We start from the raw sequence: 19816 nt of genomic DNA, 5'->3' as shown, positions 1-19816 counted from the left end.
GCTCGGTGGCATGGTCTCCTCTTCGAGCTGTATCAGCGAAGTTGCGTCTGACCAGCAAGAATGCGATTCGAGAGCTCAGCGGCGTGTCGTGCTGCACCGCAGTGCTCGCAGGCACCCCGAGGCATGAACCCATGTACGTCGGATCGCCGAGCAGTATCAGCAGCTAGAGAATGATTGAGGTGTCATCGGTGATGGTCCTCACTGCGCCGATGTATGAGAAGACAGAATCATTGAGCGATCGTCTCAGTCCCAGATCGCAGAAGAGCACGGAGTCCTCCTCCGCGTCGATGATCGAACTGACCTCAGATCGCAATCGAAGCAACTTCGCCGGTGCGACATCGACGACGAACACGCTGTACTGGATCCGATCGCCGTATCGGCTCAGTGCTTTCGCCAGCCGGGAACGCCTCCGGTCGTCGGGCACGTCGTAAGCGATGAGCGATCGGCGCGCATCGTCGCGGCTCATCGCACGCGCACCCCGGTGTACTTCTCTTGGCTCCCGTCGAGAACTCCCAACACCATCCGGGCCTGGATCTCCAGCGTTCGTCTCCACGTAGCCGAGTACCGGAAGACTGGGTGCACGATCTCAGTGCTGAGACGTCTTTCGAATGCGGAGAGAAGTCGTCTGCGCCCTTCATCGGTGAGCCTTGATGTTCCTAAGCGCGCGTCGAAGTGTTTCAATCGGATCTCGCCATTATTGATCAGCCTCAATACGACGGAATCGGCGATTGGTGCCCTGAACTCCTCGATCAGATCGAGTGCGAGTGCAGGTTTGTTCCGATGCGAACTGTGAAGGAAGCCTGCGTGGGGGTCGAGGCCGCACGCGACAATCGCTCGGATCATCTCTGCCGTCAGCAGCGAATAGGCGTAATTGAGCATGCTGTTGATCGGGTCCGACGCTCCCCGACCGGTCCGGCCGTTCCAAGTATCCAAGAGCGCTGCGGAATCCGGACCTCGAACGATGTGGGTGAACTCCCCGAAGTACACACGAGCAGCATCCCCCTCGATTCCGAAGAGCTCCCTCACTCCAGAGGCACTTCGGGCACGTGCTTGCAACCGGCGCAAGCTGTCGACTGCGGGACTCCGTTTCAGGGTCCGACGCAGAAGTGTCGCCTGATTGGCGATCTTCGATGCGACCATCTCGGATGCGATGTCGACTCTGCCGTTCGCGCTTGCAACGTGCTGGGCGACTCGGTGCAGTCCATTGGCGGATCGAGCCGGACGGGACCATGAGTACACGCGGCCCGTTCCAGAGCACCAGACGATCGACTGATCGCGCCAAGCCAGCTCGCGGACCAACGCGCTGGAAAGATCGATGTTGCCGTGGACGACGAGACCCATGATTCGCTCGAGCGGGACGTCCCCTAGTCGCTCACCGGCTTTGGTGACCACCAGACGGCCGCTGCGCACTCCGGCACGGCTTCCCGGAGTCGCCAGGTGGACGACTTGAGTATCCGGGTCAGCGACGAGGATCCGACGCGTTACCGGAACCGCAGATCGTTCGTCCGGAAGGCAAACCGAGACATGCGAGCATCGCGTGCATCGCGGGTCGTCCTCCAAAGGTTCGGGCGCCTTCGGAGCTGTGATCACCGCCCGGGTCTGATCGACGTAGCGGCGAGCGTCGGCGAAATCCGCTTCGTCGAGCTGCACCTCGACCCTGCGTCGGGTGGAGGTGAAGAAGACCTCCCATCCGGTGACCTCATTCCCCATGTCTTCCAGGCACAGCGTCTGGAGCGCCAGCTGAACACGGGTGGGGTGGGTGACCGAGCTCTGGCGCCGTACCGGATTCGCTTTAAACTCGACGACGGTCAATGGATCTCCAGGATCGCCTTCGACCACGTCGCACCTGCCGGAAAGGCTTAGCTCTGCATGCGTCACATCGAGTGCTCGGTGCTCGGAACCGCGTGATCTGCTCCGATCATCGCTCCGCGCATGGGCAGCTGCTCCGCTCTGCATCTGCGAGGTGTCGGTGTGCTCACCTGCGGCCTCGAGCCACGCCCTGCGCGGGCAGAAGACCGTGTGGGACACCAGGCTGAGCGGGATCGGACTCTCCACTTCTCGACGGAGATACTCCGTTGCAGGGGCGACGTACACCTCGTCGGTATCATCATCCATGACGATACTCCTCGCCGAGCGGGGTGACTTCGACGTCGAGAATGACCCGTTCGGGAGCTGAAGAACTGCCCCGAAGGTCGACCCGTGCGGCTCCGAGTGCAACCGAACCGAGTTCGACCAGCTGTGACTCCGCGGCGCGATCATATGCGCCCACGTGATCGTCATCGGCGATCTGTCTGCCCAGGACGGCCAGCGGCTCCGAGGCGATGACTGATCGCCAACGCGATAGGCTCACCGGTCGATCGAAGATCGGGACGACGAACCACCGCGTGTGCAACCGGTCCTGCGGAAACGCTCCTGCCGTCTGAGACTGCGCGTGCGGGTCGTGGGCCACCGGAAATGCGGTCAGTCCCCACAACGCCACCCATGCCTGAGCGGAATCGACTGGGCCGGGCCGCTGCAGGCCGGTGGCCGTCCGAGAATCGGGTGACCCATCGAGCTCGTCGTCGGTCCGCTCTCCGGTCACTCCGGCAAGTACGTCCTCCGGGGCACGGAGAGCAACCGTCCGGGCCAAGGGGGCGAAACGGTCCCCGATGAACTCAGCACCTCTGTTCCGGGTCTTCATCTCCCATCGACTGGCACCGGCGTCGGGCCGGGGCGACTGGCGCTCGAAGCGCCAGTAGGAGGGTTCCCCAAGAGCACCGATCATCGAAAGCGACAACCGATCATTGCGCTTGAGAAGCGCATCGAGGGAGCGTCTCCGCAGACGGGTGAGATTCGCCCACGAGTCGCCCGAGGTCGGTACTTTGATCCGTGGGCTAAAGACTCCCGTCGACTGCCTCTTTTCATGGTTCATGGTCTGCTGGACCCAGGATTCCGGATCTGCCATGCTCACAGCGTGTGCATGCAGCGAAGTGGCGATAGAGTCTGCCGACTCATGAGGGAAGCTCACTGATAGCCGAGGTTTGTCCTCGTCCGACCAGGACAACCGGATTCCGACAAACCCGGCGGCTTCGCCGATGGTGGCGAGCCCAAGGCCGGTGAAGTGCGTCAGCGCCGATTCGATCTCCCCGTTCACAACGATGTCGGTCATGATCTCTCCTTCGAGACTTGAGCGTCTGCGGCGCGCAGCACCGCCTCCAGATAGGCCATCCCCCACGTTCCATATGCGCGGCGGTTACGCTCGACGAGGCTGTCCCATTCCCCGCCGTCGAAGAGCTCGAAGGCTTCCCGGGCGGATTCGCACCGGTTGTCTCCGATCGCTGGCGAGTCGGCGGTGACGTCTTCCCGCGCGCGGGTGCCTTCGGAACTCATCGGCTCGGTCCCGAGGAGCAGCCGTTCGGCGCCGTGGGAGAAGAACGGTCGTCCATGCCCGTGTGTGGTTCCTACGAGCTGGATGAGGAGGTCCGACTCCGGCCTAGTCATCCTCCGTTCGAACGCAACACGGGCCGCTGCCGCAGCCGAGAGCTGTTCGTGGCGCCACCCGCTGGGCAATCCTGAGCGCTCTCGGGCGGCTCGAACCTCTACGGGAGAACGCTGCGTACTCTTCGCGATGAACCCCGTCTGCGTGCGTGCTCCCAGCATGCGCTGGAACCGCTCGGCCGATTTCCCCTCATCGTGGAGCAGCCCGGCCAATTCGACTACGGCACTGACATCGGAGTCCAACCCCAGGGCGTCGGAGTGGAACCGTGCGCGCGATGCGACTGCTCGTGCATGCTCGGAGAGCGCAACCGGGACCTCGGCCAGGCTGAACTCCTGCACAGTCGACTCGTCGTCGAGTGCACGAGCGCGCTCGGTGATGAGTACCCACGCCGGATCTTCGCCGGCAACCGGTTCGGAGAACCGCGCTTCTACATCGATGCCGGCAGGGTCACCCCAGATCACCTGGGCGTGGTCAGCAACGATCTCGTGATCCCAATCGGGACCCAACTCCGAAATCTCGGGTTCGGACAGGAGTGCGACCACGCCGTCGAGTTCGCTCCAATCCACCGCCGCGGCTCTGCGGGTCGGATTGCCGGACACCGCGCCGTCCCGCAAGATCGGATGTATGTCGTCGACGATGACGATGTCCCCGCTCCGGACGTATTGGTGGAGAGCACCGGCATCACTGTTCGGGAGCTGCAGTACCATGCGGTCGCGGACGCGGAATGCTCGAGCGCGGGCCGCCGGCTCCCACTCGGCGGGGTCGTGCAGGATCCCTGCGATGAGGTCTCTGCCGTGCCGGGGCTCGACGGGGAATACCTCGAGTGCCTGCGGGAGAGCTTCGGACAGGAGTGCGAGGGCATCCCCGTCGTCCTCCGGAAGGCGACTCCGCACGACCAGACCCATGGATTCCCTCTCCGGCGAGAGGTCGTCGCGCAGGTGCAGCGTCACATCGTCCGAGCCGAAGCTCGGCTGCGAGGAGTGGGACCATCTCCGCGCGTCCCAGTCCTCAGGGCGCTGCAAGACCTCGCGGTCGAGTTCGGCCTCGGGCGGCGGGTTCCGGGTCACCGCCCATGGTGAGACCCCGTCCTTCGAATCGACTCGGGACCTCAGCCATTCCAGTGCACGGTCGAGTTCGTCAGTGGTATATGGCGGCCGGGCATAGTCGCCGGCGCGGTTCGCCGGGACGATGACGCTGATCATGGTTCTGGCGCTACGACCGATCCGGTTCACCCGGCCGAAGCGCTGTACGAGCGAACTCCCAGGGGCGAGCTCAGTCACCATCGCGGAGAAGTCGATATCCACACCGACCTCGACCGCCTGGGTGGTCACGAGAACGGACACATCCGGGTTGCCATCAATCGTGTAGAGGCCCGGGAAGCGCTGGACCGGTGCGCCCTCCTCGCCGGTGACGCCCCGCTCGATGTCGATCGGGCGGGACTGGCCAGTGCGGCAGACGACGGCGAGATCACGTCGTGAGCGGAGGAGTTCGGCGGCTACGAGGTTGGCGGTGTCGACATTGTTGACTACGCAACCGACCGTCCGTTCGCCGCCTTCCGCCGACATCAGGTCATGCACGTCGAGGACCTCGCGGCATAGCGCCTGAATGTACTTCTCGCGGGGTTTCGCGGTGCCGGAGTGCTCCGCCGATTCGACGATGCGCACAGGCTTCGGTGTGCACAGGCGACGTCGCAGAACCTCATCGCTGTCGAGGTCAGCGGGCAGGACGCCTTCGATTTCATCGCTATGACCCTCCCCGGGAAGGGTCGCCGAGGTGCTCATAACCTGCAGGCGGGGAACAGTGGGAGGTCTGTCCGCCATGGATTCGAGAGCATCGATCCGGCGCGCGGTGAGATCGAGCTGGCGGGAGAGATGGGCCTCATCGATCACCGCGACGGTGTCATAGGCCAGGAGTCCGGCCTCGCGCGGCCGCGCGAGACGGCTGGAGCCGTAGCCGCGGAAAAGCAACCTGCTTCCGAACATCTCCGGAGTCGCACAGATCACCGTGCAGGTCGAGACGTCATCGACCCAGGACCGATCGCGAGGCGCGGCTCCGCGCAGCAGCACCGACCGCAGACCAGGCGTGGCCGTCCCCGGCGGTCGCGCAGGGGCCAGTAAACGGAGAGCCTCGCGAACCCGCGCGACGACGCCTCCTTCCGGCGCCATCGCCAAGCGATTGATCAGCTTCTGCGCCTGTGCGAGGTGGGAATCGACCAGTGCACGGCGACCCACGATCATCGCCATTCTGCGCGGCACGCGGGTGCCGGAGAGCGAAGCGGCGGCGACCGCGAAAGCGTGGATCTCGATCACCGAGCTCTTGCCCGCGCCGGTGGGCGCCCCGAGAGCTGCCGGCCAACGGCCGGTGCGCAGCACCGTTTCGAGGAGCCTCGTCTGCCAGGCGAACGGCGTGTGCCCGGTGATCTCGGCGAAGAACTCGCTGAACTCCTCGGCGGTGAGCTGCGCGGTGGTGGAGGGCACATTCATCTCGATTCACCTCGAGTCCTGATGAGCGATGCCGGCATGTCGACCGGAACGAGGAGGCCCCCGCCCAGGTGGCGGCTCTGGCCGATGGCGGCCATCGCACCGTCCGGCAGGTGGTCACCGAGGTCGATGAGTGCTCTGAAGGGCTCTGCCGGGACACCCTCGGGGAGTCGGTGAACGTAGTCCGAACCGTCGACGGGCAGCCGGTGGACGTCGAGGACAACGGGGTCGAGATCTTGTCTGACTGCGTCGACGAGTCGTCGATACCGCTCACCGCGACCGGCCAGCACAGGGCCGTATCCCTGCTGGTCCCGCCAGGTGAAGCCGATGGATGCGAGGACGGTCTCGACAAGAGACCACGGGGACCGCTGCCGGCGGATGTCGGCGATCATCGCGGGGATCGTCGACCGCAGGCGAACCATGCCGGCGGCCGGCGGATTCCAGAAGTCTTCGCACGAGACCTCGACGTCGCGCACCCGGACGCGGGCGAATCCGTGGCGGGAGCGAATCTCGCGCAGGCCGATGAGCGCATGCTCGAGTGCGAGCAGGTCATCACTTGCTGCCAAGGCGGGCAGGAGCAGCAGGAATGCGCCGTATTCTCCTGCGAGCGACGAGTACCTGCTGGCAGCCATGAGCGCCGGATCCAGATACTGGAGCGCAAGACGATTGGCCGGCTTCGTGAGGCCGTCCGGGTATCGCCCCGTGATAAACGACGGAGCCGGCCCGCTGATCCTCTTCACCAGCGCCCGGTGCAGCGCCACGCACCACGCGACGCGCTGCGGCTCGGGAATCTCGTCTGCGAACGCCCTCGGCTCCGCGCCGGGATGTGGTGTGAGCTCATCAACGGCGATGACGATAGCGTTCGTCCAGGGGAGCGAGGATGCGACACGTTGCGGGCGGACGTAGCGCTGACGCCGGTTCATCGATTCGGGGACCGGGTGCCGCCTCGACGACTCACTGGCCGTGTGCTTGTCACCGGCCACCGTCGGAGGCTTGAGCGGGTTCGCGTGCTCATGGGCATGCTGAAGCTCGTCGAGCCTGCCTGGCTGCGGGATGCGCACCCGGATGCCACCGCGGGTGAAGCGGCGCGCCTCCGGATCGCGCAGCCACGTGGCGTTCAGTTGCGTGCCTTCAGCGGAGGTTCTGGCGACCTCGAGGACCGCGGGTGAGAGCGCCTCGCCGATATGTGAGACCTCTGCGCAGAGGTGATCGAGCGCGGTGACGACCTCGTCGGGCGGGATCTCGTTCCATGACATACCGAACACCCCGTCGACGGAGACACCGTCGTCGGTCGCCTTCCCCGAAGTCTTGTCGACGAACCTCCCGCCTTCCTTCGGAATGAGGCCCTCTTTGCGAAAGGCGATCGGCGCGTCCGGATTCGGGCGCGACGTCCGCGGCAGATGCAGCGCATCCGGCGGGTGGGTTTCGAACCAGCGCAGTGCCGCGCGGCTTTCCGGCGACGGCTGATTCCGGCCGGCTTCGACGACGGCGCTGGTACCGGTGAATGCGGATTGGGTCAGTGCGGAGTACACCCGGGCCGGGTCGGGGAAGTAGTCTGCGGAACCATCGGCGCGATGGCCGGTGTACGTTCCCAGGGGGAACCGGATTCTGAGCTCGAACACACCCATCATTCGTCCGATTCCTCTTCGGCGGCGTGGTGGACCTCAGGGTTGCCCACCACGTGGAGCACTTCGCCGTCCCAGCTGATGCCGGCGGTCGACTCTGCCTGCTGAATTGCAGCGGCGAGGAGCTCGTCCGCCTCAGGAATGGTCAGCGGCTCCAGCGTGACAGAGTTGCCGTGCCGCTGGTCGAGGGTGACCACGGGCGCGCCGTCCTCGACGAGGTGGCAGTCGGCTCGCAGGAGGAGTTCGGAATCCGACCGGGCAAGGCCATTGAGAGCGTATGCGGCCAGAAGTGCCCGGCACGCGGCATCTCCCTCAGGACCTGCGCCGAAGCGGAGCTGCCGCAGAGCGGCGAAGGACAGGACGTGGGAGCGGACGATTCGGGAGCAGGAGACTCCGCCGAGGGATTCCAGGGTGGGTGGTACCCCGCCCAGGCCCAGCGTGGATCCGGAGAGCGTGGCGCCTTTCGCCTTCTTGGCCTGTGCCCGCGTTTCCGTGACGGTCTTGGGGCTCAGCTCGTCCTCCTGCGCGTCGATGAGAGTGGTCATCTGGTCGCCGGTAAGCTGCACGCTCATGCCGACGGGGTCGACGCGAGCTCCGCCCTTCCGGGGAGGATCGGTAGCTTCTGCGCCGGACTGATCGGCGAGGAACCCAATGATCTCACCTGAGAGGGCGCTTTGATAGCGGCCCTGGTTCGATGCGCGGGAGGAGTCCCACGACCCGAACACGAGGCTACCGGGGCTGAGTTCGAGCAGCGCACGGGCGTTGGTCTTGCTCGCATTGCGGGCTTCGCGGTAGATCGGGTTTTTCGTCGCGGGCGCGCCGTCGATGGAGCCGGCACGGATATGCCCGTCGAATGCTCGGTGTGGGAGTTCGATATCGGTGAACGCCTGATCAGAGTACGTGACTCGAATGCGAGGTGTGCGGCTCAGAATTGCGTGACCATCGGCGATCGCCGCGGCGATCTGCTCCTCGCAGCGATTGAGCTGTGACTGCTTCGAATCGATGAGCACTGCATGCTGTGCCGAGCCGTTCACGAACCTGATGAAGTACGAGAACGCCGAGGATCGCCCGGAGACGAATTTCGCGGGGGAGACGGCTGCGTGTGGGCCGGCCGCAGGGCTCAGTGCGGTGACCGAGGTGAGGACGCTGGGGCCGCCTGCCCGGCAGGCGGCCGTGAGGGTTTCAAGAGTGAGCTTCTCCATGGGATCCTCCTGGATCAGAGTGTGGTGGGACGGGACGGAGATCGGAATGATCTGGGCAGAGAGATTGAAGGACTGCGAGCTCTGTGCGCATCACCGGATCAGTGACGCATGTGCGCTCCCGCGGGGCGCCGGCACGCTGCAGATCAGGGGCTCCGTGGAGCTCCGCGTCCGTCTCCCCGGGGTCTCCGGGAAACGTCGGAGAATCGGGTCTACAGTTCCTCCTTCGTTTCGGCTGCTCTGGGCGGGACGGGCGTCACGACGGTGTTGCGGGATTTGATGAACTCACGCGTCCATCGGCGGATGGAAAACACGCTGACGTTCTCCTTGCGAGCGGTCTCGCTGATGTTCACCTCACCCGACAGGACGCTCAGCACGATCCGGCGCTGCTATTTCGGCGGAACCGGGGCAGTTCTAACCATGATCGAACTCTCCTTCGGGCGCGATGTTTCAGCACTGTCATCGGGCGTAGGTGCGACGGTTGTTTTCACCGCGCCCTCCGCCCTGCCCATGGTTCGTGTTGAGTCCACGATCATCATTGGCCGAGGCACGGACACGGGCTGCTGCGGAGGGTTCGTGCCCAATTAGTAGGGGTGATGACGATCACAGCCTAGCACGAGAGTGAGTGTTTAACAGAAGTTAACACATTAGCTCCTGTGGACGAGCTGGTGAATGCTGTCGAATGGTGTCACTGAGGTGATGGAGACCGGTGCCGCTCCCGAGCGTTGAGCGGCACCGGAAACGAAGCGGAGAGGCGTGGGTGCGCATCTCCGGTGCGCGACGCGGCATGTGCGCGGTTCAAGTTGACACACCCTCAACGAAGTACTGCATATCGTACGCGTGTCGCGTCATTCACCCGCAGCAGTGGTCGTCGTTCTGACGGTGGGATGCGCGGCGCAAGCACGAGGCTAGCAGGGAAACGTCCCCGGGTGTGTGCCCGCGGACGCGCGACTCTCTCCCATACTCTGCCGAGAGAGCCACCGCATCGACCTCCCGGTTCCACCTTATTCCGGATCCAGCTCGTGATCCCCGGGCGTGCATGCCGGAGGGTGTCAAATGAATTGTGTACCGGTTCACTCATGAGAGGACATGATGGTGACTGTGACCGATGCACAATCGAACCCGAATCAGGCATCCGAGCTGATTGAGCAGCTCAAGGCGTCCGGGGCTCTGGATGAGCTGTTTTCCAAGATCGATTCCGGTGAGGTCGAGCTGACCGGCGACGGTGGTCTGGTGCCGGCGCTGATCAAGGAGACACTCGAGCGAGGCCTGCAGGCGGAGATGACCTCGCACCTGGGCTACGGGCGACCGCGACGACAAGGTGACGGCCAATTCCCGCAACGGCTCCTATGCCAAGACCGTCGCGTCGGAGGCCGGCGATATCGAGATCGCCGTGCCCCGGGACCGGGACGGGTCGTTCACCCCCAGGCTGGTGCCGAAGGGCTCCCGGCGGTTGGGTGGACTCGATGACATGATCATCAGCCTCTACGCCGGCGGGATGACGATCCGGGACATCCAGCACCACCTGCTGTCGACGATCGGCACCGAGCTGTCGCACGAGACGATCGCCAATATCACCGATGCGGTGCTGGAGGCGGTGATGGAGTGGCAGAATCGACCCTTGGAGGAGTTCTACCCGGTCATCTACCTCGACGCGATCCGGGTCAAGGTCCGCGACAACGGCCACGTCAGATCCAAGGCCGCTCACATCGCCGTCGGTGTCGACATGGACGGCATCAAGCACGTGCTCGGCATCTGGGTGCAGAACACCGAAGGCGCCTCGTTCTGGGCCCACGGGACTGCTGACGGTTTAGTTGACTCCGGGGTTTATGCCGCCAGAGCGACGGCCTTGTGGTGAACAAGCTCGTATTCAACCGGAGTCAGTTTACCCAAACGCCGTTGCCGACGCTTCCGGTGGTAGGTCCGCTCGACCCAGTGGACGATCGATGTCCGCAACCTCGCTCGCGTGTCCCAACGGCCCCGGTCGAGGACGTTCTTCTGCAACACAGCGAAGAATGATTCCATCGCCGCATTATCACCAGCAGCGCCGACCCGACCCATCGATCCGACTAGCCCGTAACGCCGTAGAACCTGCTGGAACTTACGAGAGCGAAATTGCGACCCGCGATCCGAGTGAACGACACACCCTGCCACGGCTCGCGGTCCGCCACGACGAGCCACAGCGTCATCAATCGCCGCCACAGCCAGACGAGATTTCATCCTCGAATCGATGGCATAACCGACGATTCTGTTGCTGAACACATCCTTGACCGCGCACATATACAGCTTGCCCTCACTGGTGTGATGCTCGGTGATATCGGTCAGCCACAACTCGTTGACTGCCTTTGCTGTGAAGTCGCGTTCGACGAGGTCATCACACACTGGCGGGCCGGGCTTCTTACCGTGCTTCCGGGCTCGTTTGATCGTGTGGGAGAACAGCTCCTGCTGCGAGCACAGCCGCCACACACGACGTTCAGAGGCGCTGTATCCGCACGCCTGGAGCTCATCAGCGATGAACCGGTGCCCGAACTCAGGATCGTCCGTATGAACGTCGTAGGCGGCATTGATCAAGTGCGCCTCCTCGAGTTCCCGGTCAGAGACAGGTTTCGCGCACCACTTGTAGAAACCCTGCTTGGTAAAGCCGAGTACCCGGCAGGCCACTGCCACCGGCACCCCGGCGGCAGCAAGGTCGAGGACCAGCGGGTACATCATTTTGGGTGATGACCACCGAGCTTCAAGTTCGCTTGCGAGAGATACGCTGCAGCCTCGCGGAGGATCTTGTTCTCCCGCTCGAGTTCCCTGATCCGCTTCAGTGCTGCTGCCTGGGCGCGAGACTCCTCGACATCACGAGAGGGCTCGAGTCCGTGCTCACGCAGGCGTGAGTCACGCACCCAGGCCTGAAGGGCTGATTTCGAGATGCCGAGGTCGGCGCAGACCTGCTTCTGGGTCATCCCCTCGCCCAGGAGCTCGAGAGCTGATTGCTTGAACTCATCGGTGTAGATCTTTGGCATGACTTCCATCCTTCCTGGAACTTATCCAGTCGTGAAGTCAACCAAACCTTCAGCAGTCCCACACGTGCGCCATCGGGCCTGCGCATTCCGCTCGACGCCCGGGCCTGCGAGAATCGGGATCACGACCAACATCCTCAGCACACGAAGGGACATCGGCATGACCACCGAGGCGAACCCAGACTCCACGTCCGCACCGAGGACCATCACCCAACGCGGCCTGTGGTTCGACGAGATGGAGGTCGGCACCGTCTACAAACACGCTCCGGGCCGGACCATCACCGAGGCCGACAACACATGGTTCACCGCGGTGACCATGAACACCCAGGCGCTGCACCTCGACGCCGCCTTCGCGGAGACCGAGCCGTTCGGCCAGCGGCTGGTCAACTCGATGTTCACGCTCGCCACCCTCGTCGGGCTCTCCGTCTCCCAGCTCACCCAGGGCACGATCGTCGGCAACCTCGGCTTCTCCGAGGTGTCCTTCCCCAAGCCTCTCTTCCACGGCGACACCCTCTACGCGGAGACGACGATCCTCGACAAGCGCGAATCGAAGTCCCGCCCCAACCACGGCATCGTCACCCTCGAGCACATCGGCCGCAACCAGCGCGGCGAGGTCGTCGCCAAGGCCGTCCGCCAGACCATGGTCTTCAACTCCGCCCACGACCCGCAGAACCCGGAGATCATCGCATGAGCCCCGCCGACTCCGCCCACACCGGCCCCACAGCAGACAACACCCAGCCCGCCGACTTCGACTTCGCGCCGGCCTGGCTGTTCGTCCCCGCCGACCGCCCCGATCGCTACGCCAAGGCAGCCGAGCGCGCCGACATCGTCATCATCGATCTCGAGGATGCCGTCGCCCCCGCGGACAAGGCCGCCGCCCGCCAGTCAGTCGCGGAGAACCTCCTAGACCCGGCCCGCACGGTCATCCGCATCAACCCGCGCGACACCGAGGAGTTCGCCGCCGACGTCGAACTCCTCACCACCCTGCCCTACACCTACGTCATGCTCCCCAAGGCGGAATCCGCGCAGGATTCCGCACCCCTGTCCGACTACCGCGTCGTCGCGCTCATCGAGACCGCCCGCGGCGCCGTCAACCTCGCCGAGATCGCCGCCGCCCCCGAGGTCGCCGGCCTCATGTGGGGCTCCGAGGACCTCATCGCCGACCTCGGCGGCGGCTCCTCCCGCCTGCCCGCTGGCGGCTACCGCGACGTCGCGCTCCACGTCCGCTCGCAGACCCTGCTCACCGGGCGCGCCCACGGCAAGTGGGTGCTCGACTCGATCTGGACCGACATCCACGACCTCGACGGGCTCGCCGCGGAAGCACTCGACGCAGTGGAGAGCGGCTTCGCCGGCAAGGTCTCCATCCACCCCAAGCACATCCCCGTGGTCCGCGACGCCTACCGCCCCACCCCGGAGCAGCTCGCCTGGGCGCGCGCCGTCCTCGAACTCGCGGAGACCTCCGCCGGGGCCTTCAGCTACGAGGGCAAGATGATCGACGCCCCGCTGCTCAAGCACGCCGGCCACATCGTCGCCCGCGACCGCTGACACGGAACCCTCGCGGGCCGGTCAGCACCTCGGCCCCGCACCTCCCGACCGCACCACCCCGCTACCCGCGGCCCGGCGGAATAATCGCCGGGTCGCGGGTGTCCTACACGGTATGCAGACTCTCACTCTGGCCGCCGGGTGCTTCTGGTGCCTCGACGCGGTCTACCGCCGCACCCGCGGCGTGACCGACGTGACCTCCGGGTACACCGGGGGAGAGGTCGAGAACCCGGACTACTACTCCGTGTGCGCCGGCATCACCGGCCACGCCGAGGCCCTCCAGGTCACCTTCGACGAATCGATCGTCCCCGCCGAGGTCATCCTCGGCCAGTTCTTCACCGGCCACGACCCCACCTCGCTCAACCGGCAGGGCCACGACGTCGGTACCCAATACCGCTCCGCGATGTTCTACCGCGACGAGGACGAACGCGCCCGTTTCGCCGCCGCCATCGAACAGGCGCAGGAGCTCTTCAACGAGCCCATCGTCACCACCCTCGAACCCCTCGGCACGTTCTACCCCGCCGAGGAGGTCCACCAGGACTTCTACTCCCGCAACCCGTACAACGGCTACTGCACGTACATCATCGACCCCAAGCTCGCCCGGGCCCGCGCCGGGTTCGCGGAGTGGATGTCGTGAAGCACTTCGAGGACCCCGTGCTCCAGGCCATGGCCTCGCGCCGCTCGGTGTCGAAGGTCGGCCCACACACCCCCACGGACTCAGAGATCGCCCGGCTGCTCGCCGCCGTCACCCCGGTGGCCGATCACAAGGCGCTGCGCCCCTGGCGGCTCCTGCTGCTGCGCGGTGGCGACCGCCTGCGCCTGGGCGCGGCCCTCGACACCGCCTCCGGCACCGAGCGCGCCCCCGGCGAGGTCAACCCCAAGCCGCTGCGCGCCGAACTCCTCATCGCCGTCATCGCCTCACCCACCGAGCACCCCAAGGTCCCCGCGTGGGAGCAGCACGCCACCGCCGCCGGCGCCGCCCACCTCCTCGAGCTCGCCCTGTTCCAGGCCGGGTGGGGCGTCATGTGGCGCTCCGGCGTGCAGGCGAACGCCCCGGCCGTCCGCGCCCTCCACGGGCTGGACGACTCCGAGCTCCTCATGGGCTGGCTCTACGTCGGCGACATCGACCCCGCCTTCCGCGAGAAGCTCGCCGCCTCCAACCGCCCGCCGCTCGACCCGGCCCCGTTCCTCGGCCGCCTCCCGGACCCGACGCCGAGGTGACCCGCACCCGCCCGGACACCGCCGCCCCGGGGGCGACGCTCCCCACCGACATCTGGGTGCTCGTCGCTGGGGCGTTCATCGTCGCGATCGGCTACGGGATCATCGCGCCCGTCCTCCCGCAGTTCGCCGAATCCTTCGGCCTCGGGGTGACCGCCGCGACGATCGTCGTGAGCTCCTTCGCGTTCTTCCGGCTTGTGTCCGCACCCGCTGGCGGCAGGCTCGTCAACCGGTTGGGCGAACGGCCCGTCTACGTCACCGGCCTCCTCATCGTCGCCGCCTCGACCTTCGCCGTCGCCCTCGCCCAGACGTACTGGCAGCTCCTCCTCTTCCGTGCCCTCGGCGGGCTCGGCTCGACGATGTTCACCGTGTCCGCGATGGCGCTCATCATCCGCCTCGCCCCGCCGTCGGCCCGGGCGCGCGCCGCCGGTCGCTACGCCACTGCCTTCCTGCTCGGCAACATCTTCGGCCCCGTCGTCGGCGGCCTCATGGCCGGGTGGGGGATGCGCGTGCCGTTCCTCGTCTACGCGGTCGCCCTCGTCATCGCTGCCGCCGTCGTGTACTTCCGACTCGGCCGCAATGAGCGTCTCCTCGCTGCCGAGGCGAAAGCCGCGGCGGAGCGGGCCGCCGAGGACGCGGACGCCGAGGACGGCGACGCCGGTCCGGATCCAGCGAACGAGACTGCCACCGGGGAGTCCCCCGAACCCGACACGGTCGACCCCGACCGCTCGACCATGCGCTTCCGCGAGGCATGGCAGGACTCCGCCTACCGCGCCGCCCTCGTGTCCGTCCTCGCCCACGGCTGGACGTCCATGGGCATCCGGGTCGCGATCTACCCGCTCTTCGCCCTCCACGTCCTCGGCGCGGGAGCTGGGGTGTCCGGACTCGCGCTCACCGTGTTCGCCCTCGGCAACACCGTCGCCGTCGCCGCGGTGGGCCGCTGGGCCGACCGCCTGGGCCGCCGCCCGTTCATCCTCACCGGCCTGCTCATCATGGGCGTGAGCACGATCGCCCTCGGCTTCTCCGGCAGCGTCGCGGTGTTCTTCGTCCTGTCCGCGATCGCCGGGATCGGCGCCGGCCTGCTCAACCCGTCCCAGCAGGCCGTGGTCGCCGACGTCGTCGGACCCCACCGCGCCGGCGGCGTCGTCCTCTCGCGCTACCAGATGGCGATGGACACCGGAGCGATCTTCGGGCCGATCATCGCCGGCCTCCTCGCCGAATCACTCGGCTACTCCGCGGCCTTCGCAGTGTCCGGCGCGGTGGTGCTCCTCGCCTTCGTCGTCTGGCTCTCCGAACGGGAGACGCTCCCGGCCGGCGAGGGCAAGTCGCAGCCGGCCCAGCGGTAAGAGCCCACCGCTTCGCGCCCGGTCCGCGACAGCGCACCGTTGTCGGCCGAGCTGCGGGAGCCACCGCCTCGCGCCCGGCCCACGGGAACACGTCGCGAGACCCCGCCGCCGGGTGGGGAAACCCCGACCCGGATCCGGGGAGAACCCTGAGCGCCCCCGCACGCACCGACTCCTAGGATGGTGGGGACCCACCTCCCGGACGAAGGACCTCCCCCTGTGAACCAGCTGACGTTCATCAGCCTGAAGAACCGGGCGCTCATCGCGCTGATCTCCGTGTGCGCGGTGGTCTTCGGCGTCATCGGGGCCGGTGCCCTCAAACAGGAGCTCTTCCCCTCCTTCGAGCTCCCGCAGTCCTTCATCTCCGCCCAGTACGAGGGCGCCTCGCCCGAGGCCGTGGAATCCGAGGTCGTCGAACCCCTCGAAGCTGCGCTGGGCGGCGTCGAGGAGGTCGAGTCGGTGTCCTCGGTGTCCTCGACCGGGTCGGCCCAGATCACCGTCGAGACCGCCTACGGCACGAACTCCGACGACATCGTCCGCTCCCTCCAGCGCGCCGTGTCCCAGGTCGAGTCCCAGCTGCCCGACGGGGTCGAGCCCACGGTGATGTCCGGCGGGCTCGACGACTTCCCGATCCTCGTCTTCTCCGTCACCGGCGGGGAGGAGACCGATGCGCTCGCCGCCGACCTCGAGGACATCGCGGTCCCGGAGCTGCGCGACATCGAGGGCGTCCGGCAGGTCGAGGTCGCTGGTGACCTCCCGCAGGAGGTCGCGATCACCGTCCGCGAGGACGACCTCGAGGACGAGGGCGTGTCCGTCGACCAGCTCGCCTCGATCCTCCAGGCCAACGGCGTGCCCACCTCGGCCGGTGCGCTCGAGACCGGCGAGGGGTCCGCCCCCGTGGAGATCGGCACCCGGATCCGCAGCGTTGAGGCGATCGCCGACATCGCTCTCGCCGGACCCGACGGCCCCGTGCTCGTCCGCGACGTCGCTGACGTCGAGCTCCGCGACGAGGAGGCCACCTCGATCTCCCGCACGAACGGCGAGCCCTCGCTCACCCTCTCGGTGTCGAAGAAGCCGGACGCGAACACCGTGGAGATCTCCAACGCCGTGATCGCCGCGCTGCCGGAGATCACCGACACCATGGGCGGCGACGTCGAGTTCGTCACGGTGTTCGACCAGGCGCCGTTCATCGAGCAGTCCATCGAGGACCTCATGACCGAGGGTCTGCTGGGCCTCGTGTTCGCCGTCGTCGTCATCCTCGTCTTCCTCTTCAGCGTCCGCGCGACGATCATCACCGCGATCTCCATTCCCCTCTCGCTGCTCGTCACCCTCATCGGCCTGTGGCTGGGCGGGTACACGCTCAACATGCTCACCCTCGGAGCGCTGACGATCTCGATCGGCCGCGTCGTCGACGACTCGATCGTCGTCATCGAATCGATCCGCCGCCGCCACTCCCTGGGCGGCTCGAAGTTCTCCAACATCCTCGCCGCCGTCGGCGAGGTCGCCGGCGCCATCACCGCCTCGACCCTCACCGCGGTCGCCGTGTTCCTCCCGCTCGTCTTCGTCTCCGGGCAGACCGGCGAGCTGTTCCGGCCGTTCGCGATGACCGCGACGATCGCGCTGCTGAGCTCGCTGCTCGTCGCGCTCACCATCGTCCCCGTCCTCGCCTACTGGTTCCTCCGGGCCCGCGAGAGCCGGGTCAGGCTCACCCGGGAGCAGAAGGCCCGCGTGAAGTCCGACCGGAAGTCCGCGCTCGCGGAATGGAAGGCCGAGCGGAAGGCCGCCCGCTCCCGTGAGGTCGACGTCGAGAACCCGTCGGGTCGGCACTCGACATCCGAGCTGCCCGTCGTGGGCCCGCGGACCGACGACGAGGCCGCGGAGGTCGACGAGCTCGCGAGCCTCAAGTCGCCGGTCACCCGTCTGCAGAAGACGTACCTCCCGGTCATCGGGTTCACCACCCGGCACCCGGTGATCACCGTCGTCGCCTCGCTGCTCGTCCTCGTCGCGACCTTCGCGATGACGCCTCTGCTCAAGACCGAGCTGTTCGGCGACACCGGAGAGGACAGCGTCCAGGTCATGCAGACCTTCGAGCCGGGCACCGAGCTCGAACAGGCGGGCAGGGACGCCGAACCGGTCGAGCAGGTCATCGCCGACCACCCCGACGTCGAGTCCTACCAGCTCTCGATCGGCGGCGACCTCGCGTTCGGCGGCGGTGCGACGACCGGCAACTACTTCGTCAACATCGCCCCCGGCACCGACACCGGTGCGTTCGGCACCGAGCTCCAGGAGCAGCTCGACGAGCTCACCGATGTGGGCGACGTCGAGGTGCTCGCCGGCGGCACCATGCCCGGTGGCTCGACGATCGACGTCACCCTCACCGCGAACGACCCCGACGAGCTCGAAGCCGGCGCCGAGGCGCTCACCACGGAGCTCGAGGACCTCGCCGAGGTGCAGTCGGTGTCGACCGACCTCGAGGCCGTGCAGCCGATCATCGAGGTCGACATCGACCGCGAGGAGGCCGCGGACAACGGCCTGTCGGAGTCCGAGATCGGCAGCCTCGTCGCACGGGCGATGCGCGGCCAGCAGCTCGGCGACGTCGTGCTCGACAACATCTCCCACCGCGTGCTCCTCTACGACGGGAACGTCGAGACGGTCGAGGAGCTCCGCGACTTCGAGATCACCTTGCCTGCGCAGCCGGCCGCAGCTCCCGCTCCGGCAGCCCCCGCACCCGGTGGTCCCGAGGGTGGGGCCGGCGGCCAGGCACCGGGGGGTCAGGCTCCCGGCGGCGGGGCGCAGGCACCCGGCGGTGCTCCCGCTGTGCCGGCCCCGGAACCGGAGCCGGAGACGATCACCCTCGACGAGGTTGCCGACGTCAACGAGGTCATGACCGCGCCGACGATCACCCACTCCGACGGTCTGCGCTCGGTCACGGTGAGCGTCACCCCGGCCGGCGACGACCTCGGCGCGGCGAGCACCGCGGTCACCGGTGCTCTCGACTCCGCCGAACTGCCCGACGCGGTGAGCGCGGACATCGGCGGTGCGACCGCGGAGCAGACCGAGGCGTTCACCCAGCTGGGCCTCGCGATGCTCGCCGCCGTGCTCATCGTGTTCGTCATCCTCGTCGCGACCTTCAAGTCGCTGCTCCAGCCGCTCATCCTCCTCGTGTCGATCCCGTTCGCCGCGACCGGGTCGATCGGGCTGCTGCTGCTCACCGACACCCCGCTCGGCCTCACCGCGATGATCGGTCTGCTCATGCTCATCGGCATCGTCGTGACGAACGCGATCGTCCTCATCGACCTCATCAACCACTTCCGCGCCCGCGGGGTGCCGCTGCGCACCGCGGTGGTCCAGGGGTCGCGCCTGCGCTACCGGCCGATCCTCATGACGGCGGCGGCGACGATCTTCGCGCTCGTCCCCATGGCGCTCGGCCTCACCGGCGGCGGCGTGTTCATCTCGAAGCCGCTCGCGATCACCGTGATCGGCGGCCTGGTGAGCTCGACGATCCTCACGCTCGTCCTCGTCCCCGTGCTCTACCAGCTCCTCGAGGGCATCAAGGAGCGCCGGGCGGAGAAGCGGGCGATCACCGAGATGGCGCGCGGCCGGGTCATCGACGAGGCCGAGGCGGCCGAGGACTCCCGCCGCGAGGCCGAGCGCTCCGAGCGGATCCGCGCCGAGGCCGCCGCGAGTGGCGGTGGTGCGGCTGGTACTGGTGCTGCCGCTGGTGCAGGTACCGCAGACTCGACGGATTCCGATGCTGTCGCGGGACGCGGGGACCTCGACGACGCCACCGGGCGTGTGGACGAAGGCTCTGCGGCTCGGGATCGCGCTGATGGTCCTGGCGCCGCTGAGGCGGATCGTGCGGACGGCCCCGACCACGATGACGGGCCTGGCACCACCGGCGGCGGTTCCACCGACCGGTGACC

At 66.9% G+C, this 19816-nt stretch carries 15 protein-coding genes and 1 pseudogene; 8 read left to right on the top strand and 8 right to left on the bottom strand.

Features of this window, described 5'->3' with window-relative positions; all coding sequences use genetic code 11:
• Window positions 1-163: 163 nt before the first annotated feature.
• The 7 genes from cas2 to C1A17_RS14360 form a co-directional block, all read right to left on the bottom strand.
• Window positions 164-466, bottom strand: coding sequence for a CRISPR-associated endonuclease Cas2 (gene cas2, locus C1A17_RS07580; protein WP_101652354.1), 303 nt, complete (start codon window positions 464-466; stop codon window positions 164-166).
• The gene (gene cas1 / locus C1A17_RS07575; protein WP_219618258.1) at window positions 463-2115 is read right to left on the bottom strand and encodes a CRISPR-associated endonuclease Cas1; all 1653 of its coding nucleotides are present in this window, start codon (window positions 2113-2115) and stop codon (window positions 463-465) included. The genes cas2 and cas1 overlap by 4 nt, the downstream gene beginning before the upstream one ends.
• On the bottom strand, window positions 2108-3148 hold the full coding sequence (locus C1A17_RS07570; RefSeq protein WP_101652352.1) for a hypothetical protein: 1041 nt from the start codon (window positions 3146-3148) through the stop codon (window positions 2108-2110). Before C1A17_RS07570 ends, cas1 begins: the two co-directional genes overlap by 8 nt.
• Window positions 3145-5961 carry a type I-G CRISPR-associated helicase/endonuclease Cas3g gene (gene cas3g, locus C1A17_RS07565; RefSeq protein WP_101652350.1) on the bottom strand — a complete coding sequence of 939 codons (2817 nt, stop codon included), beginning with the start codon at window positions 5959-5961 and terminating at the stop codon, window positions 3145-3147. The genes C1A17_RS07570 and cas3g overlap by 4 nt, the downstream gene beginning before the upstream one ends.
• Window positions 5958-7589 (bottom strand): type I-G CRISPR-associated protein Csb2, encoded by a 1632-nt coding sequence (gene csb2, locus C1A17_RS07560; protein WP_101652348.1) that lies wholly within the window; start codon window positions 7587-7589, stop codon window positions 5958-5960. The genes cas3g and csb2 overlap by 4 nt, the downstream gene beginning before the upstream one ends.
• Window positions 7586-8785, bottom strand: a complete 1200-nt coding sequence (gene cas7g / locus C1A17_RS07555; protein ID WP_101652346.1) for a type I-G CRISPR-associated RAMP protein Csb1/Cas7g — start codon at window positions 8783-8785, stop codon at window positions 7586-7588. Before cas7g ends, csb2 begins: the two co-directional genes overlap by 4 nt.
• A 209-nt stretch (window positions 8786-8994) precedes the next feature.
• On the bottom strand, window positions 8995-9135 hold the full coding sequence (locus C1A17_RS14360) for a hypothetical protein (RefSeq protein WP_245873802.1): 141 nt from the start codon (window positions 9133-9135) through the stop codon (window positions 8995-8997).
• Between C1A17_RS14360 and C1A17_RS14060 the strand changes: the two genes are divergently transcribed.
• Complete coding sequence (locus C1A17_RS14060; protein ID WP_146000600.1) at window positions 9086-9370, top strand: hypothetical protein; 285 nt, start codon at window positions 9086-9088, stop codon at window positions 9368-9370. The two genes, C1A17_RS14360 and C1A17_RS14060, sit on opposite strands and share 50 nt — an antisense overlap.
• Before the next feature lie 504 nt (window positions 9371-9874).
• Window positions 9875-10610: pseudogene (locus C1A17_RS07550) on the top strand (IS256 family transposase); the annotation flags it as partial.
• Here the strand turns inward: C1A17_RS07550 and C1A17_RS07545 are convergent.
• A protein-coding gene (locus C1A17_RS07545) for an IS3 family transposase (protein ID WP_425427285.1) occupies window positions 10610-11793 on the bottom strand; the annotation gives its coding sequence in 2 pieces (ribosomal slippage) (window positions 10610-11533 and window positions 11536-11793; 1182 coding nt in all). The pseudogene C1A17_RS07550 and the gene C1A17_RS07545 sit on opposite strands and share 1 nt — an antisense overlap.
• Before the next feature lie 157 nt (window positions 11794-11950).
• Here C1A17_RS07545 and C1A17_RS07540 point away from each other — a divergent pair.
• The 6 genes from C1A17_RS07540 (at window position 11951) to C1A17_RS07515 (ending at window position 19814) form a co-directional block, all read left to right on the top strand.
• Complete coding sequence (locus C1A17_RS07540; protein WP_101652344.1) at window positions 11951-12481, top strand: MaoC family dehydratase; 531 nt, start codon at window positions 11951-11953, stop codon at window positions 12479-12481.
• Window positions 12478-13335 carry an HpcH/HpaI aldolase/citrate lyase family protein gene (locus tag C1A17_RS07535; RefSeq protein WP_101652342.1) on the top strand — a complete coding sequence of 286 codons (858 nt, stop codon included), beginning with the start codon at window positions 12478-12480 and terminating at the stop codon, window positions 13333-13335. Before C1A17_RS07540 ends, C1A17_RS07535 begins: the two co-directional genes overlap by 4 nt.
• Window positions 13336-13447: 112 nt before the next feature.
• Window positions 13448-13969 carry a peptide-methionine (S)-S-oxide reductase MsrA gene (msrA, locus tag C1A17_RS07530; protein ID WP_101652340.1) on the top strand — a complete coding sequence of 174 codons (522 nt, stop codon included), beginning with the start codon at window positions 13448-13450 and terminating at the stop codon, window positions 13967-13969.
• A gap of 29 nt (window positions 13970-13998) precedes the next feature.
• Window positions 13999-14553, top strand: a complete 555-nt coding sequence (locus C1A17_RS07525) for a nitroreductase family protein (protein ID WP_101653577.1) — start codon at window positions 13999-14001, stop codon at window positions 14551-14553.
• On the top strand, window positions 14550-15896 hold the full coding sequence (locus C1A17_RS07520; protein WP_146000599.1) for an MFS transporter: 1347 nt from the start codon (window positions 14550-14552) through the stop codon (window positions 15894-15896). The genes C1A17_RS07525 and C1A17_RS07520 overlap by 4 nt, the downstream gene beginning before the upstream one ends.
• 216 nt (window positions 15897-16112) lie before the next feature.
• Window positions 16113-19814: an efflux RND transporter permease subunit gene (locus C1A17_RS07515; RefSeq protein WP_245873572.1), complete on the top strand. Its 3702-nt coding sequence runs from the start codon at window positions 16113-16115 to the stop codon at window positions 19812-19814.
• Window positions 19815-19816: the final 2 nt, after the last annotated feature.

It is taken from the genome of Brevibacterium ihuae (assembly GCF_900184225.1).
Taxonomy (GTDB): Bacteria; Actinomycetota; Actinomycetes; order Actinomycetales; family Brevibacteriaceae; genus Brevibacterium; species Brevibacterium ihuae.
The sequence above is the reverse complement of the archived record's forward strand: the minus strand, read 5'-3'. Positions and strand labels throughout refer to the sequence as shown.

Bases quoted from the DNA above. Each gene is read 5' to 3' on its own strand.
- cas2 (WP_101652354.1), bottom strand. From the start codon at position 466: ATGAGCCGCGACGATGCGCGCCGATCGCTCATCGCTTACGACGTGCCC.
- cas1 (WP_219618258.1), bottom strand. From the start codon at position 2,115: ATGGATGATGATACCGACGAGGTGTACGTCGCCCCTGCAACGGAGTAT.
- C1A17_RS07570 (WP_101652352.1), bottom strand. From the start codon at position 3,148: ATGACCGACATCGTTGTGAACGGGGAGATCGAATCGGCGCTGACGCAC.
- cas3g (WP_101652350.1), bottom strand. From the start codon at position 5,961: ATGAATGTGCCCTCCACCACCGCGCAGCTCACCGCCGAGGAGTTCAGC.
- csb2 (WP_101652348.1), bottom strand. From the start codon at position 7,589: ATGATGGGTGTGTTCGAGCTCAGAATCCGGTTCCCCCTGGGAACGTAC.
- cas7g (WP_101652346.1), bottom strand. From the start codon at position 8,785: ATGGAGAAGCTCACTCTTGAAACCCTCACGGCCGCCTGCCGGGCAGGC.
- C1A17_RS14060 (WP_146000600.1), top strand. From the start codon at position 9,086: ATGGAAAACACGCTGACGTTCTCCTTGCGAGCGGTCTCGCTGATGTTC.
- C1A17_RS07540 (WP_101652344.1), top strand. From the start codon at position 11,951: ATGACCACCGAGGCGAACCCAGACTCCACGTCCGCACCGAGGACCATC.
- C1A17_RS07535 (WP_101652342.1), top strand. From the start codon at position 12,478: ATGAGCCCCGCCGACTCCGCCCACACCGGCCCCACAGCAGACAACACC.
- msrA (WP_101652340.1), top strand. From the start codon at position 13,448: ATGCAGACTCTCACTCTGGCCGCCGGGTGCTTCTGGTGCCTCGACGCG.
- C1A17_RS07525 (WP_101653577.1), top strand. From the start codon at position 13,999: ATGGCCTCGCGCCGCTCGGTGTCGAAGGTCGGCCCACACACCCCCACG.